Raw genomic sequence first — 14,973 nt, forward strand, 5'->3', positions numbered from 1 at the left:
CAGGAGCCTCTGCTGAGGCGGTCCAGCGAGTTCGGGACCGTCGGAGTTGACAGGCCCGTGCGGCGCCTTGAACCACCAAGAGGTCTGCGTGGGATTGCCTTGACAGTCCTGGGCTCCCGGCCTCGCTGAGCGCGTTCGCCCGGTGCGTGGGTGCATGCGACACCGCAGTCGGCATGCCGGAATTAGAAGAACTGGCCTGACTAATCTTCTCGGGAATGTTTGCTCTAGCCCTGATTATTCACGAGTCTGGTGTTCGGGGTTGTTTGGGTCCGCGGAAAAGCCCCTCTGACCTGCGACGATGCATGTCTGCAAGGAACGCATCAGCGGGTTCAGGGGGGCATCTGCGAGGTGAAGTCTATCAGTGTCGCGAACGCGCGTCTGGCAGGCGGCGGGGACCGGGTCGTGTGGGGCGCGGGACTGTTCGCTTTGGGCGGCTTCGCGGACGGTGTGGGGCTGACCGGCGCGCTGTCGGCCGCGGTGCCCCGACGCGGGGAGCGCGCCCCGGTTCATGATCGGGGCGCGGTGCTGGTGCACGCGTTGTTGACGGTGGCCGCGGGCGGGGAGGCGTGCAGCGACATCGAGCATCTGCGCGCGCAGCGGGAGCTGTTCGGCGGTGTGGCGTCGGACTCGACGCTGTACCGCACGATCACCGGGCTGGGCGCGGGCGGCCCCGCGGCGTTGCTGGGCGCCGCAGCGCAGGTGCGCCCGCAGATGTGGGCCGGTCGTGACCGCAGCGGCCCGCTGGTGGCCGGCATCGACTCCACGCTGGCGGGTGGTCCACTCTGAGAACAAGGCCGGCGCGGCGCCGCATTACAAGCGCGGCTACGGGTTTCATCCGATGATCTGCTCGACCGCGGACGGGGAGCCGCTGTGGGTCAAGCCGCGGGCGGGCAACGCCGCCGCGAACAGCATCGCGGATCGTCTCGAAGTGCTCGACGCGGCCGTGGCGGTGCTGCCCGGCGTCGATGCGGCAGGCCACCGCGAAGGCGACGACAGCAATCTCGCGCTGCGCCCGCTGGTGGTGAGCATCGACGCCGGCGGCTGCTCAGCGACGCTCGCGGCGGGACTCGCGAAGCGCAACGTCGGGTTCGCGGTCTCAGCGCGTTCCGCGCCGGCGATCTCAGCAGCGATCCGCCGTGTCGTGGGCGAGCCGGGCCGCTGGCACAACAGCCCCGAACGGTCCAAGCAGCGCAAACGCAGCCGCGCTCAGGTCGCGGACCTCACCGACCTCGCCGACCTGTCGGGGTGGCCTGAGGGGACACGGCTGGTGGTGCGCCGCGAGCCGCGGCACCCCGGCGCGCAGCGCAGCCTGTTCGACAGCGACAGCTTCCGCTGCTGGGGGTTCTACAGCGACCAGCAAGGCGACACCGCGCAACTCGACCGCCTGATGCGCTCGCACGCCGACGTCGCCGACGCCGTGCGCCGCCTCAAGGACAGCGGCCTGTCGCGCATGGCGTTCACCGCGTGGAACGCGAACAGCGCATGGGCCGCCATGCGCATGACCGGCCTCGCGCTCGTGGGATGGTTCCAGAACGCCTGCCTCCAAGGCGCCCTCGCCAAAGCTGCGCCCAAACGGCTCCGCCGGCAGCTGTGGCACCTGCCAGCGCTCGTGTGCACCAGCGCACGGCGCACCCTGCTGCGCCTGCCCGAACAGCACCCCGGCACCCGAGCGCTGCTCGCCATCGCACACCCCCGCTGACCCCCTCCGCGCACCCAGCCAGCACAGCTCCCCGCCCAGCGGGGCAGCCCCGCCGCGCCCGAACACACACCCGGCCCGCCCCAACGCCCCCAACCGCAGCCATCAACTGTGTTGCGTCTGATTTTGCGCGACGGGTTCTGAGTTTTTTCGAGCAGCGTCGGTCAGGGTTGGCGGTCTCAGCGCAGGAGGCTGCCGATGACCGCTCCGCCGGGCCGGAGACCGAGGAAGATGCTCACAGCGGAGCAGAAGTACGACTTGTGGGTGCGGATGCTGACTGGGCAGATCACCCAGGCCGAGGCGGCGGCGGAGGCCGGCGTGGATCGGTCGGTGGTGTCTCGTTTGCGTGCGGTGGCACGCGACGGGGCGATCGCTGCGTTGGGGGCGTCGAAGCCTGGGCGGCCACGCCGGACGCGGGCCGAGGCGTCCGAGGCGGCGGCGTTGCGGGCGGAGGTGGAGCGGCTGGGCCGCACTGTTGTGGAGCAGGCCGTGGAGCTGGCGGTGCTGCGGGGAAAAACGGGCTGGGGATGAGCGGCCCTGTTCCCGCCCGCGTCGATGGGGCCGCCAAGGAGTGCTTGCTGGGGCTGATCGACGACGCCACCGCAGCGGGATGGACCCACGGCCGGGTGTGCGCGGTGCTGGGCATCGATCGGCGCCGGGCGTGGCGCTGGTCCCGGCGCCGCGACGCGGGGCAGCTCGATGACGCCCGCCCCGGGGGCCGTGCGGTCCATGGGCTGCTGGGGTGGGAACGCGACGAGATCGTGAAGCTGTTCGACGAATGGGGCGACGTCGACCGGTCCCATCGCAAGCTCGCCCACCGGGGCTCCTGTCTGGGCCGGGTGTGGGTGTCGCCGTCCAGCGTGGACCGCGTTCTCGCAGGCCACGGCCTCGCCCTGGCAGGCGTGCCGCGCCCCAAGCGGACGGCTCGCTCGCCGTGGCCCGGCTGGTGCGAGTGGCGCCCCAACCAGCTGTGGTGCTGGGACGGCACCCAGTTCCCCCGATGCCGGCCCGCCAAGCACGCCTACGCGATCGTTGATGTCGTGTCCCGCAAGTGGATCGCCGCCCACCTCACCGGCACCCCGGACTCGGTCGCCGCTCGAGTGCTGTCCGCCGAAGCGCTCCAAGCCGAGGGGCTGCTCACCGACGAGATCGCGGCCCGCTTGGCGATCCCGACGCCGAGCCGCCTCAGCACGACGACATCCCGCTGCTGCTGGCGCTGTCGGACAACGGCCCCGAGATGCGCGCCGGCGACACCGCCCGCTTCATGGCCGCCTGCTCGATCGCCCAGCACTTCGGCCGCCCATCCACGCCCACCGACCAAGCCTGGATCGAGTCACTCTTCGGGCACCTCAAAGACGAGCACCCCTACCTCGACACGCTGGACCGTCCCGCCGATCTCGCCCGGGAGCCCGAACGCGTCCGGACCCACTACAACGAGAACCGGCTGCACGAAGGCATCGGATACGTCACCCCCCAAGACGAGCACCAAGGCCGAGGAGAACAGATCCGCCGAGCCCGCCGAGACGGCCTCCGACAAGCCGACGCCCAACGCCGCCACGCCCGCCGAAACCGACCACTGCCATGACCAACCCAACACCACCGCCAGCACGCCGACGCTGCTTGAAAAACCCGGCAATCTGTCGCGAAAAGTCAGAAACACCTCACAACGCACCCACGACGCACCCAGCAGCACCTCAAAACGCCCAGACCGCAAAAAGCGAGCAAAGAACACGCCCAAAAGAAGCTCAACAGAATTCTCGTGAATAATCAGGGCTAGTAATAGCCGCTATATGAGAGCTGTGTCGGCAGGGGCCGTGCTGTTGCTTGTGCGGCTGGGGTTGGGCTGATCGGTGAGCTCTGACAGCTGGTTCTGGTGGCGGTGGATCGCGGTGGGCGTTGTGTGCGCGGTGGTGCTGCGGTTGCTGGTCGACGACGCGTTGCCGCAGCGGAGGGTTCGGCTCAAGCGCGGTCTCAGGGTCTGGCTGCCGTACTGGTCGCGGTGGGCGATCGAGCATTGGTCTCGGCTTGCGGTCGCGGCGCTGTATCTGCTGGTGGCCCTCACGACGCTGTGGCCTCAGGACCGCCTCTATGAGGAGGACTGGCCGGGCTATCGGGGGTTCGGGCGTGCTGATCCGCCGGGGGGGACGTTCGTGGACATCTCTGCGGGTGAGGACCGTACGTGCGGGGTGCGCACGGGCGGGGAGCTCGTGTGCTGGGGCGATGAGTTCGGCAAGCCTCCTGGGGGCCGGTTCGTCAAGGTCGATGTCTGGGACCAGCGCGGAGCGGGCAATGCGTGCGCGGTGGGGGCCGATGGTGCGCTGCGCTGCTGGGGCCGGTTCCGCTCGGGCAGCGATCTCGAGTTGCTCGGTCATGACAACGATTTCGGGCAGGCCGATCCTCCTGGGGGTGTGTTCGTGGATGTGTCGGTGGGGGAGCGGTACGCGTGCGCGCTGCGCGCTGATGGGTCGGCGGTGTGCTGGGGCGACAATCTCGGGAAGAGCTACAGCACCGCTCCGCAGTACGAGTGGTGGCCCAAGGGCGCGTTGGCGGTGCCTGAGGGGCCGTTCGCGCAGGTGCATGCGAGCATCCCGCCGTGCGGGCTGCGCATCAGCGGCGAGGTGGTGTGCTGGAGCGACCAGGGACGCCGGCTGATGGACGCCTGGGCGCCCGACGACGCGCCCGACAACGTCTTGAATAACAAGTGGACCCAGCTAGTGGCGGGATGGGGAAGCCGGCTGATCTCCGACAACGCGGTCCTGTGCGGCATCCGCGCCGACGCGACCGTGGGCTGCTCTCCCTATGGCGCCTACCGCGAGAGAGACAGCGAGCCAGGCCGCTCTGCGTTCGTGTTGGTGACGCCGGACTTGTACCCGTGGGTTGGCTCAGGAGAGTTCCGCGTGATGGATTGGACCTCGGATGCGATGTGCGCGGTGCGCGCTGATCGCTCGATCGACTGCACCGAGAGCCACAGCGAACACATTCTCTCCGATGTTCGAGACGATTGGAGATACGCGCTGACTGATCCGCCTCAAGGCGAGTTCGCCCAGGTCGCCGCAGGGCGAGTCCATGCGTGCGCGATCCGCACCGACGGCACAGTCGCCTGCTGGGGCAACAACAGCGACAGACCCCGGAATCCAGCGACCTCCTGCCGCCGGCGTGCGTGCCCCGATGGCGATGGCGCTGTCCGTCTTGCTGGCCAGCGTGCTGCCGCCCGAACAACGGCAGGTCGCGTGACTGTCCGCCTATCTGAGCTTTGGAGTGCAACGTGATAGTTTCCCATGCCCTGACTGCAGCGATGGCTGCGCTTGCTGCTGCTGCCATGACGATGGTGCCAGTAGCGGCCCAGCAGACGCCCGGCGCCGAGACGGCGCGGGTGCCCGACACAGTGCCCTTGCTGGGGACGGCTGACCAGGTGCCTGCGCCCTTGCCGGGCGGGCCCGAGTTGGGGGCGGGTTTTGTGCTGGAGGGCGAGCGGGTGTCGCTCGGGCGCGTTGTGTTGAAGTGGAGATAAGAAGCGTGACTATTCTCCGGGGGGTGCTGTCCGGGGCTGGCCGCATGGCTCGATTGTCGCCGCACATGGCTCGATTGTCGCCGCAGTGGTGTTTGGCTGTGCGGCTGCTGGCTGCGGCACGCAGCGGTGTTGGGCGTGGTTCCGCGGCTGGTGCTGGTCGGTTTCGGTGACCGTGGCCGCTCCCGGGCTCCGCGAGTGGCGAGAAGCAGGGTCGCGTTGTGGACCCTGACGTTTGGTTCTGGTGGCGGTGGATGGCGGTGGGATTGGCTGCGGTGGGGTTCGTGTGTCTAGTGCGTTTGGCGTGGCCGAAGAAGTGGTGGCGGTGGGCGGTGGTGGCGTCCTATGTGCTGGTGGCGGCCACGATGCTGTGGCCGCAGGACCGCATTTACGAAGACGATTACCCGGGCTATCCGGGCTTCGGGCGGGCGGATCCGCCGTCGGGGACGTTCGTGGACATCTCTGCGGGTGAGGACCGTACGTGCGGGGTGCGCACCGGTGGGGAGATCGTGTGCTGGGGCGACGAGTTCGACAAGCCTCCTGGGGGCCGGTTCGTCAAGGTCGACATCTGGGACCAGCGCGGAGCGGGCAATGCGTGCGCGGTGGCGGCCGGCGGTGCGCTGCGTTGCTGGAGCAGCTATCGCACGGGCCGCGATCGCGAGGTCTTCGGTCATGACAACGATTTCGGGCAGGCCGATCCTCCTGGGGGCGTGTTTGTGGATGTGTCGGTGGGGGAGCGGTATGCGTGTGGGCTGCGCGCCGATGGCTCCGCGGTGTGCTGGGGCGACAATCTCGGGCACAGCTACCGCCCTGACGGGCAGCTCGAGCGGTGGCCCAGGGGCGCGTTGGCGGTGCCTGAGGGGCCGTTCTCGCAGGTGCATGCGAGCATCCCGCCGTGCGGTCTGCGCACCAGCGGGGAGGTGGTGTGCTGGAGCGATCAGGGACGCTGGCTGATGGACGCCTGGGTCCGCGACGACGCGCCCGACAACGTGTTGAACAACAGATGGACCCATCTCGCGACGGGATGGGGAGGCCGACTGATCGGCTACGGCAGCGCCGACGACGCAGTCCTGTGCGGCATCCGCGCCAACGCGACGGTGGGCTGCTCGTCCTATGGCGCCTACTACAGGACATACGGCGTCCGTCGTCCTCGGGTCGTGTTGGAGACGCCGGGCCTGTACTCGTGGGATGACTCGGGAGAGTTCCTCGCGATGGACCGGACCTCGGATCTGATGTGCGCGGTGCGCGCTGATCGCTCGCTTAAGTGCATCTGGAGCCGCAGCCTTGTTCTTGCCGGTTATGGAGAGGATTGGCAATACCCGTCGGCTGCTCTGCCCGAGGGTGAGTTCGCTCAGGTCGCCGTAGGGGGAGTGCATGCGTGCGCGATCCGCACCGATGGCACCGTGGCCTGCTGGGGCAGCAACAGCGACAGGCCGAGCAGGCCTTGTAAGTATCCGTGCATCTCTCTCAATTCTGACCGCCGAGACGATGGGCGTTTCGGTGCACTGCTGGCTGATGGACCCATGGATCCGCACCATTCCGAAACTGGGAGTCAGGTATGACCTATTGCCGCATCGCGGCTTGCGCTGTGATGGCCACAGCGCTTGCTGCGGTCTCGGTCGCGCCGGTCGCTGAGCGGCCGGCCTCTGCTGCAGAACCCGCGGCGATGCCTGCGTCGGCGTCCCTTGTCGAACCGTCTGAGCACATATCGGTTCCGTCGTCCGCGGCGTCGGTTGTGTCGGAGGTGGGGCCTCCTGAGCAACAGGAGCGCTCGTTCTCTGTGCCCGGCGCGCCGGTGCTGGGCACGGGCTTCGTGTTCGAGGGCGAGCGGGTGTCGCCGGGGGTCGCGTCGCTGGGCTGGGACGAGGTGCCCGGCGCGTCGGGTCATGAGCTGATGTTCCGCGGCCCCAGTGGCTGGCTGCTGCTGTCTGAGCGTGAGCCGGTTGGGGGCGTGATCGTCGAGTTCGAGGGGTCCTCCGCGGTGGTGGGCGGCTTGCCCGAGGATGTGCCGCGGTGGAGGTTCGCGGTGCGGGCCCGCAACGTGTACGGGGTGTCGCGGTGGTCTGCGTCCGCGGCCGTTGAGTCACCGCAGCGAGCGGCGCCGGAGCCGGTGTTCGATCCGTTCACCTCTCCGACGCGCTCTGGGATCGACCTTGAGCGTTTGCGCGAAGCAGCAGCCACCATCACTCCCGGAGCAGCGGACTGCTCCGCAGTTCCGGCCCTGGATGTGGAGGGCGTGACGGTGGTGGACCCGCCAGCGAGTCTCGGCGACCCCGACGCATCGCTCACGGTTGCCGAGGTAGTGCGAGTTGCGGGCGGCTGTCTGGTGGTGGAGCACGTGGCGCTGGCAGGACGCACCGTGGCTCAAATGCGGGCACTGCTGGCAGCAGACGCGAGCGTTCACGCCGTCGGCGAACCGGCGAGGCAGCTCGTTCCTGGCCACGGCAGCGACGCTCACAGCCACACCGGCGGGCATCACAACGACAGCGGCCTCGCTGCGAAGGACGATGTCACGGCAGTGCAGTGGCATCTGCCGCAGCCCACGATGAACGCGCTGTGGGCACGATGGAACGACGACCCTGGTGCACAGGTGATCGTGGCAGTGCTCGACACCGGAATGGACATCACCCACCCGGACTTCACCGAGAACGAAGACGACCCGCTGGTCGCGAACACCAACCACCGCATCGTGGAAGGCCGCGGCTGCCACGTCAGGGACCGTCGCGGTCACGGCACCCGGATGTCGGGCATCATCGCAGCAGAGCTCGGCGGCGGCCATGTCGCCGGCGTGGCGCCCGAAGCGAGAATCATGCCCTTGGGAATCAAGGGACTGAATGTCGATTCAACAGGCAATGATTGTTCTGACCCCGTGGAACGGTCGGCCGCAATGACTCCGCCTACGGCGATCGCGGCTGCCGTGAACGGCGGCGCGCGGGTCATCAACATGTCCTTCTTCGACACCAATCGCCATGACCGAAGCGATATTGATGTCGGCGGCGTCGGCATCCCCTCCACCGACACCTGGGAACTCGCGCTGCGGGCCGCGACGATGCTGGGAGTAGTGGCCGTCGCAGCCGCGGGCAATTGCGGCAGCGACGACGTTGAGACGAGGGACATCAATGCAGAAGATGACGAGAAGGAACCGGAGTATGTGAAGAAGAGGAAGTGGGAATGGGAACGCTGTTCTGAGCACAACGCACGGGTCACGCCGGCTGTCTTCGACGATGTGATTGCGGTGGCTGCCATCAACAGCGATGGAAACCGTACGGAACTCAGCACTTCCAATGAAGTCGTAGACGTGGCCGCTCCGGGCCACAAGATCCTCACCACCCAGAAGGCTTGCTCGAGCACGCATTGCGTCTGGGAGTCAGGGGGCACGTCGGCGGCGTCGGCGTTTGTGTCGGGGGTGGTGGCGTTGATGCTGAATCGTTATCCGGGGGCGACGGTGGGTCAGGTGCGGCGTGCGTTGGAAGACAGTGCGCGTCATCCCACGGACGTTGTGCGTGACGACGAGTACGGCCACGGGATTGTGGACCCGGCCGCGGCGATCATCGAGTTGGGCAGGCTGGTGGATGCGTTGGGGCCAGTGGGTTCCAAGGGTGGGTTCCGGTCGTTGTCTGCTGGTGCGCGTCACGCGTGTGGGGTGCGGGACAACGGCGCGGTGTCGTGCTGGGGTTTGGCTTCGGTGGTGGATGAGGTGCCTGATGTGGCGTTCCGTTCGTTGTCGTCGTCGCCGGGGGCTGATTTTGTGTGCGGGGTGCGGGTGGCTGATCACGCGGTGCAGTGCTGGGGTGACGTTCCCGCTGAGGTGACCGCTGATGTGGTCGGGCGTCGCGTGCTGGATACTGATGGCGCGACGGCGCTTGATGGCCGTTTTGAGAAGGTGGCGGTCGGGGATCGTCATGTGTGCGGGGTGCGGCTCAATGGGCCGGTGGTGTGCTGGGGTGACAACGCTGTGGGGCAGACCGACTCGCCTTGGAGGGTGTTCACCGTGGCGCAGGCGAATGTCACCGAGATAGCGGCTGGGGGCGAGCACAGCTGCGCTGTGTCGATGCAGACGGGCCTGTTGTGCTGGGGACAGATCCTCGGGAGCCGCTATCCGCCCGCCAGTTCGGCCGTGATCGCTCGCCAGATCGCCGCTGGGGCAGTCAATACGTGTGTGATCGACGAGGACCACGAGTTGGAGTGCTTCGGTTCGAACAGCCGCGGGGTGCTCGATGTGCCTGAGGGCGAGTTCGTGTCGCTGGACGCGGGCTCCCATCACATGTGCGCGGTATCCAACGTCGGGAGCTTGCGCTGCTGGGGCGACAGTGCCGATGGTCGGCTGGCTGCGCCTCGGGGCCGCTACTCGCAGGTGGCTGTGGGTGATCGTCACGCTTGCGCGTTGAGCGTGTACGGCAGGGTTCGCTGCTGGGGCCACAACGGAGATGGCCGGGCGCCCCGGCAGGGGCAGCTCAGCAGCCTGTCTCTGACTGCCGGCGGGGTGGATCTGCTGTCGGGGCGCTTCAGCCCGGAGGTGACCAGCTACACCGTGAGGACCAGCGAGACCACAGCGACGCTGCGCGCCTCCGCTGATGAGGTCCGAACCCACAGCCGCATCTGCGCTACCTCGGGGCGGCGACGGGTTTGCGAACAGATTGACCGGTCCTCGCCGGTCGCGCTGGTCGACGGCGACGGGGTAACGATTCGCGTGCAAGCCCTGTTCGGGTTCGGCGAGACGCGCTCCTACCGGATCGACATCTCCTCGCCGCCGAGGTTGGATTCGCTGCGGCTGGTCCCCAGCGGGTCGGGGCCGCAGTGCTCGCCGCAGTGCCCGGCGTTGGCGTTGGACCCGGCGTTCGATTCGGGCGTGACCGGGTACCGCACGGTTGCGGGGGCCGATGTGGCTGAGTTGACGGTGGAGTACAGGGCCGTGAACGGCACTGTGCGTGTGTTGCCTGAGGATGCGGTGCCGCCTTTGTCGGGTGCGGTCGATCCGATGCCGGGTCATCAGGTGGCGTTGGGCACTGATCGGGGGTTTGCGTCGGTGTCAGCGGGGTGGGGCCATTCGTGCGGTGTGAAATCGGGTGGGTCGGTGGCGTGCTGGGGCGATGACTCTGCTGGGGAATCGGATGCGCCGTCGGGTTCGTTCGGTTCGGTGTCTGCTGGCGGTTTGCATTCGTGCGGCGTGAAGTCTGGCGGCACGGCGGCGTGTTGGGGTGATGACTCCCAGGGTCAGGCGTCGGCGCCGTCGGGTTCGTTCGTGTCGGTGTCTGCTGGCGGTTCGCATTCGTGCGGGGTGAAGTCCGACGACAGCGTGGTGTGCTGGGGTGATGACTCCCAGGGTCAGGCGTCGGCGCCGTCGGGTTCGTTCGTGTCGGTGTCTGCTGGCGGTTTGCATTCGTGCGGGGTGAAGTCTGGCGGCACGGCGGCGTGTTGGGGTGATGACTCTCAGGGTCAGGCGTCGGCGCCGTCGGGTTCGTTCGTGTCGGTGTCTGCTGGTGGTTCGCATTCGTGCGGGGTGAAGTCCGATGACACGGTGGTGTGTTGGGGGAGTGATTCCTGGGGTCAGGTTTCCTCGACGCCGTCGGGTTCGTTCGATTCGGTGTCGGCGGGCGATGAGCACTCGTGCGGCCTGAAATCTGGCGGCACCGTGGCGTGCTGGGGTCATCCTGACGGCGGGACGGCGGCGCCGTCGGGTTCTGTGGTGTCGGTGTCGGCTGGCGATGAGCACTCGTGCGCCGTGACATCTGGCGGGATGGCGGTCTGTTGGGGTTATGACTCCTATGGGCAGGCGGCGGCGCCGTCGGGCGCGTTCGGTTCGGTGTCGGCGGGTTCGTGGCACACCTGTGCTGTGGCGTCTGGTGGTTCCGCGTCGTGCTGGGGGTTCCCCGACGACCGGGCGTCGCCGCCGTCGGGCTCATTCAGCGTGGTGTCTGGGGGCTGGTGGCATTCGTGCGGCGTGAAGTCTGATGGGACTGCGGCATGTTGGGGTTCGGACTTCGATGGACGGGCGTCGCCGCCGTCGGGTTCGTTCAGCTCGGTGTCTGCTGACCGATTCCATTCGTGCGGCGTCAAGACCGACGCCACGGCAGTGTGCTGGGGTCACAACGGCGACGGTCAAGCAGGCGCGCCGTCGGGTTCGTTTAGTTCGGTGTCGGCTGGGGGGTTCCATTCGTGCGGGGTGAAGACCGATGCCACGGTGGTGTGCTGGGGGTACAACGGCGACGGCCGGGCAAGTGCGCCGTCGGGTTCGTTTAGTTCGGTGTCGGCTGGGGGGTTCCATTCGTGCGGGGTGAAGACCGATGCCACGGTGGTGTGCTGGGGGTACAACGATGACGGCCGGGCGTCGCCTCCCGCCGGCTCGTTCGCGTCGGTGTCTGCTGGGATATGGCATGCGTGCGGCGTGAGGACTGACGCCACGGTGGCGTGCTGGGGCGAGCGGTTCCGGGCAGTCTGATGCGCCGTCGGGTTCGTTCAGTTCGGTGTCTGCTGGGGGGTGGCATTCGTGCGGGGTGAAGACCGATGCCACGGTGGTGTGCTGGGGCGAGCGGTTCGCCGAGTTGGAGCCCGCCGCGTCTGTGGTGGTGACGCTGAGTGTCGCTGGGCGCTCGCCCGAGGTGGCGTCGGCGCTGTACGCGGTGCGGGTGCTGCGGTCTCGGCCGCTCTTCGAGAGAGCCACGATGTCGATGGGTCGTGCGGTCAGCGGATCGGGCGCAGGCGCGCAGGCGAAGCGCCGTGACGATTCGGTGGGCTGCGCGTCGGCAGCGGATTGCGGCGTTCTGGCGGGAAAGGACTCCGGCGGCGCGCGCGGCGCATTCGAGGGCGCGACCGCGTCGGTGCGTGCGAGCAGCCGGTTGTCGCGGGGCGCAACCGGCGCTTCTTCTGGCGCCGTGGTGTGCACGGGCACACCGGTCCCGCCGGACCAGGCTGTAGCCGTCGCTGACGGAGTGCTGCGTGCTGCTGTCGTGCGGGTGCTGGGCGAAGCGCCCGATGCTTCGGTGACGGCGGGCGATCTGGCCGGGCTGACGTCTTTGCGGGCGCCGGCGTTGGCGGACGGGCCGCGGGTTGCGAGCCTGTCGGGGCTTGAGCACGCGTCGGGGCTGGTGTCGTTGGATCTGTCCGGTCACGACATCTCGGACATCTCGCCGTTGGGCTGTTTGGGTTCGCTGTCGGAGTTGGTGCTCGACGGCAACGCGATAGCGGATGTCTCCGCGCTGTCGGGCCTTGCGGGGTTGGAGGTGTTGGGGCTGAGCGGCAACGCGGTCGCCGATGTATCGCCGCTGGGGGGCCTGACGGGGCTGGGGGTGCTGGATTTGTCTCACAACGACATCGCCGATGTCGCCGCTTTGTCGGGGCTTGGGGGTCTGCGGCGGCTGAACGTCGGCGGCAACCGGGTCGCTGATGTCGGCGCCTTGTCGGGGCTGGCTGGTGTGGAGGCGTTGTATCTGTACGGCAACGACATCGCCGACGTTGCGCCGTTGGCGTCGCTGAGGGGCCTCGTCGAGCTGCACCTGGGCCACAACCAAATCACCGATGTGTCGCCGCTGGGGGGCCTGACCGCTTTGGAGACGCTCGGGGTGGGGGCCAACGCGATCGCGGACATCAGCAGCTTGTCGGCGCTGACCGGTTTGGAGGCGCTGTATCTGCACGGCAACGGCATCGTCGATGTCGCGGCGGCGGCGGGCCTGTCGGCGTTGGGGTCGTTGTGGCTGTCTCACAATGACATCGCCGATGTGTCGGCTGTGTCGGGTCTGAGCGGGCTGGGCTATGTCGATGTGCGCCACAACCGCATCTCTGACCCGACGCCGCTGGACGCGCTCGCTGCCACGGTGCATGCGCGTCCCCAGCAGGACGGCGTGGTCGTGTTCGCGGACGGCGTGCTCGCCGGTGTCGTGCGCGCCGCGCTGGGTCACACCGCCGCCCAGACCGTGACCGAGTCCGAGCTGGGCGGCCTGGCTCGGCTGGCTCACGTGGGCAGCGGCGCGGCGGGCCGCGTCGAGAGTCTGAGCGGCCTCGAGCACGCTGCGGCGCTGGAGGAGCTGCGGCTGCGCAACAATCGCGTGACGGACATCTCGCCGCTGGCCGGTCTGGGGTCGCTGGAGCAGCTGGATCTGCAGGGCAATGGGTTCACTGATCTGGCGCGACCGCGAAGCCTGGGCGGGCTGCGCTGGCTGAGCCTGGGCCGCAACGGCATCGCCGGCATCGACGCGCTGCCTGTGATGGCCCGCTTGGAGATGCTGTTCTTGGACTTCAACCAGATCAGCGACATCTCGCCGCTGGCGGGGTTCACGGGCTTGGAGCGGCTGGGGCTGATCGCCAACCGGATCGCCGACATCACGCCCCTCGGCGGGCTCGCGAGGCTGGACTGGCTGATGCTGTCGGGCAACCCTCTCGACAGCATCGACACCCTCGCAGGGCTCGCGAGCTTGGAGCATCTGCGCATCACCAACACCGGCAGCGCGGACCTCGCCCCTCTTGCTGGGCTCACGGAGCTCGCCGGGCTGTTCGCTGCCGACAACAGCATCGCCAGCCTCGAGCCGCTGCGCGGCCTGATGAGCCTCCGAAGCGCGCAGCTCAGCCGCAACCGGATCGCCGACCTCGAACCGCTGCGCGGCCTCACCCGTTTGGGCTGGCTGCATCTCGACGCCAACCGGATCGCCGACATCACGCCCCTCGGCGGGCTCACACGTCTTGGGCTGCTCAACATCGCCGGCAACCGGATCGCCGACATCACGCCCCTCGGCGGGCTCACCGGTCTGCGAACCCTGTACTCGGGCGGCAACCGCATCACCGGCTTCGCCCCGCTCGACGCCATCGCCGGTCTCGTCATCCACGGCCAGCACGACCAGCACCCGGCACCCTGACCTGCGGTGCGGGGACCGCGGACACGCCTGCTCCGGGTCCGCTCGCGGATGCCGGGTCAGCGCTCGGACGCCGAGGCGACTCCGGGCTCCCAGGCGCCAGTCGAGGATCTGCCCGGCGCCGTAGATGTCCGCGAAGCGGTCGAGCGCTTGGAGGGCGCTGTTGCGGTCGTTCGCGAGACAGAGGCCGCGCAGCTCGCCGAGCGCGTCCCGCGCCGCTCTGACTTGACGCCTTTTTGCCGTCGGTGCCCCTGAGCGGCCGGGAAGCCCGACAGGGCCGCCTCGCTGCGGTGAGCCACCACGGCGAGGGTCTTGGCGGTGTCGCCGTTGACGAGCACCGTCACATGCCGGCGCCGCTCGCGGACCGAGGTCTCGTCCGCCCAAAGCACCCCGCACCGGCGGCGGCGGCGATGATCCCCCACCAGACCCGCGTACGCGACCGCCAGCGCCGTCACCGCGTGCCAGCCCACCCGATGACGGCGCGCCACAGCCGACACCGACATGTCGCGGGCATCGGCCGCCAGCCGCCGCGCCACACGGGCCGCGACGCGGCCCTCCAACGCCGGGTGATCCTCCAAGAACCGCCGACCGCAGCCGTCGCAGTCCATCCGCCGCCGGCCCCACATCAGCGTGGCCGGCCCGCCCGAGACCCCCAAGTCCCGGACCCTCTTGGCGCGCCGGTCATGGACCCTCCCGCTTCTCTCGCCGCAGTCCGAGCACACCGGCCGCGTCGCCGTCGAGCACACCCCCACCACCAACCCCCGGACGCGTCGACCAGCACCCCGAGCGCCTTGACCTGCCGCAGCCACAACCGCACCGACACAACACCACTCGCCATCGAGGCCCTCCAGGGTTCGGCGTCTCCAAAAACCGATCCCAGCAGGGCCTCGACCCACCTCAACGGACCTTCAGCGCCACCTCATCCC

At 68.7% G+C, this 14,973-nt stretch carries 10 protein-coding genes; 9 read left to right on the plus strand and 1 reads right to left on the minus strand.

Annotated elements, in window-relative coordinates:
• Positions 1–348: 348 nt before the first annotated feature.
• The 9 genes from ACOGXQ_RS11250 to ACOGXQ_RS11290 all read left to right on the plus strand — a co-directional run bounded on the left by ACOGXQ_RS11250 (position 349) and on the right by ACOGXQ_RS11290 (position 14,050).
• On the plus strand, positions 349–786 hold the full coding sequence (locus ACOGXQ_RS11250; RefSeq protein WP_419943763.1) for a hypothetical protein: 438 nt from the start codon (positions 349–351) through the stop codon (positions 784–786).
• The gene (locus ACOGXQ_RS11255) at positions 725–1,699 is read left to right on the plus strand and encodes a transposase (RefSeq protein WP_419943764.1); all 975 of its coding nucleotides are present in this window, start codon (positions 725–727) and stop codon (positions 1,697–1,699) included. The genes ACOGXQ_RS11250 and ACOGXQ_RS11255 overlap by 62 nt, the downstream gene beginning before the upstream one ends.
• A 195-nt stretch (positions 1,700–1,894) precedes the next feature.
• A complete protein-coding gene (locus ACOGXQ_RS11260; RefSeq protein ID WP_419943765.1) occupies positions 1,895–2,227 on the plus strand; it encodes a helix-turn-helix domain-containing protein in 333 nt (110 codons plus the stop codon).
• A 733-nt stretch (positions 2,228–2,960) separates the two neighbouring features.
• Positions 2,961–3,281: an integrase core domain-containing protein gene (locus ACOGXQ_RS11265; protein ID WP_419947381.1), complete on the plus strand. Its 321-nt coding sequence runs from the start codon at positions 2,961–2,963 to the stop codon at positions 3,279–3,281.
• A gap of 265 nt (positions 3,282–3,546) precedes the next feature.
• Positions 3,547–4,965 carry an RCC1 domain-containing protein gene (locus ACOGXQ_RS11270; RefSeq protein WP_419943766.1) on the plus strand — a complete coding sequence of 473 codons (1,419 nt, stop codon included), beginning with the start codon at positions 3,547–3,549 and terminating at the stop codon, positions 4,963–4,965.
• Between the two features lie 26 nt (positions 4,966–4,991).
• On the plus strand, positions 4,992–5,207 hold the full coding sequence (locus ACOGXQ_RS11275; protein WP_419943767.1) for a hypothetical protein: 216 nt from the start codon (positions 4,992–4,994) through the stop codon (positions 5,205–5,207).
• Between the two features lie 218 nt (positions 5,208–5,425).
• The gene (locus ACOGXQ_RS11280) at positions 5,426–6,766 is read left to right on the plus strand and encodes a hypothetical protein (protein WP_419943768.1); all 1,341 of its coding nucleotides are present in this window, start codon (positions 5,426–5,428) and stop codon (positions 6,764–6,766) included.
• A 29-nt stretch (positions 6,767–6,795) separates the two neighbouring features.
• The gene (locus ACOGXQ_RS11285; protein WP_419943769.1) at positions 6,796–11,643 is read left to right on the plus strand and encodes a S8 family serine peptidase; all 4,848 of its coding nucleotides are present in this window, start codon (positions 6,796–6,798) and stop codon (positions 11,641–11,643) included.
• Between the two features lie 25 nt (positions 11,644–11,668).
• On the plus strand, positions 11,669–14,050 hold the full coding sequence (locus ACOGXQ_RS11290) for a leucine-rich repeat domain-containing protein (protein WP_419943770.1): 2,382 nt from the start codon (positions 11,669–11,671) through the stop codon (positions 14,048–14,050).
• A 56-nt stretch (positions 14,051–14,106) separates the two neighbouring features.
• On the opposite strand, the gene ACOGXQ_RS11295 is transcribed toward ACOGXQ_RS11290, so the two are convergent.
• A complete protein-coding gene (locus tag ACOGXQ_RS11295) occupies positions 14,107–14,943 on the minus strand; it encodes a transposase family protein (RefSeq protein ID WP_419943771.1) in 837 nt (278 codons plus the stop codon).
• Positions 14,944–14,973: the final 30 nt, after the last annotated feature.

The organism is Candidatus Poriferisodalis sp. (assembly GCF_965208485.1).
Taxonomy (GTDB): Bacteria; Actinomycetota; Acidimicrobiia; order Acidimicrobiales; family Poriferisodalaceae; genus Poriferisodalis.

What these genes read in the sequence shown, in the direction of transcription:
- ACOGXQ_RS11260 (WP_419943765.1), top strand. Translation starts at nt 1,895, where the DNA reads ATGACCGCTCCGCCGGGCCGGAGACCGAGGAAGATGCTCACAGCGGAG.
- ACOGXQ_RS11265 (WP_419947381.1), top strand. Translation starts at nt 2,961, where the DNA reads ATGGCCGCCTGCTCGATCGCCCAGCACTTCGGCCGCCCATCCACGCCC.
- ACOGXQ_RS11275 (WP_419943767.1), top strand. Translation starts at nt 4,992, where the DNA reads ATGGCTGCGCTTGCTGCTGCTGCCATGACGATGGTGCCAGTAGCGGCC.
- ACOGXQ_RS11285 (WP_419943769.1), top strand. Translation starts at nt 6,796, where the DNA reads ATGGCCACAGCGCTTGCTGCGGTCTCGGTCGCGCCGGTCGCTGAGCGG.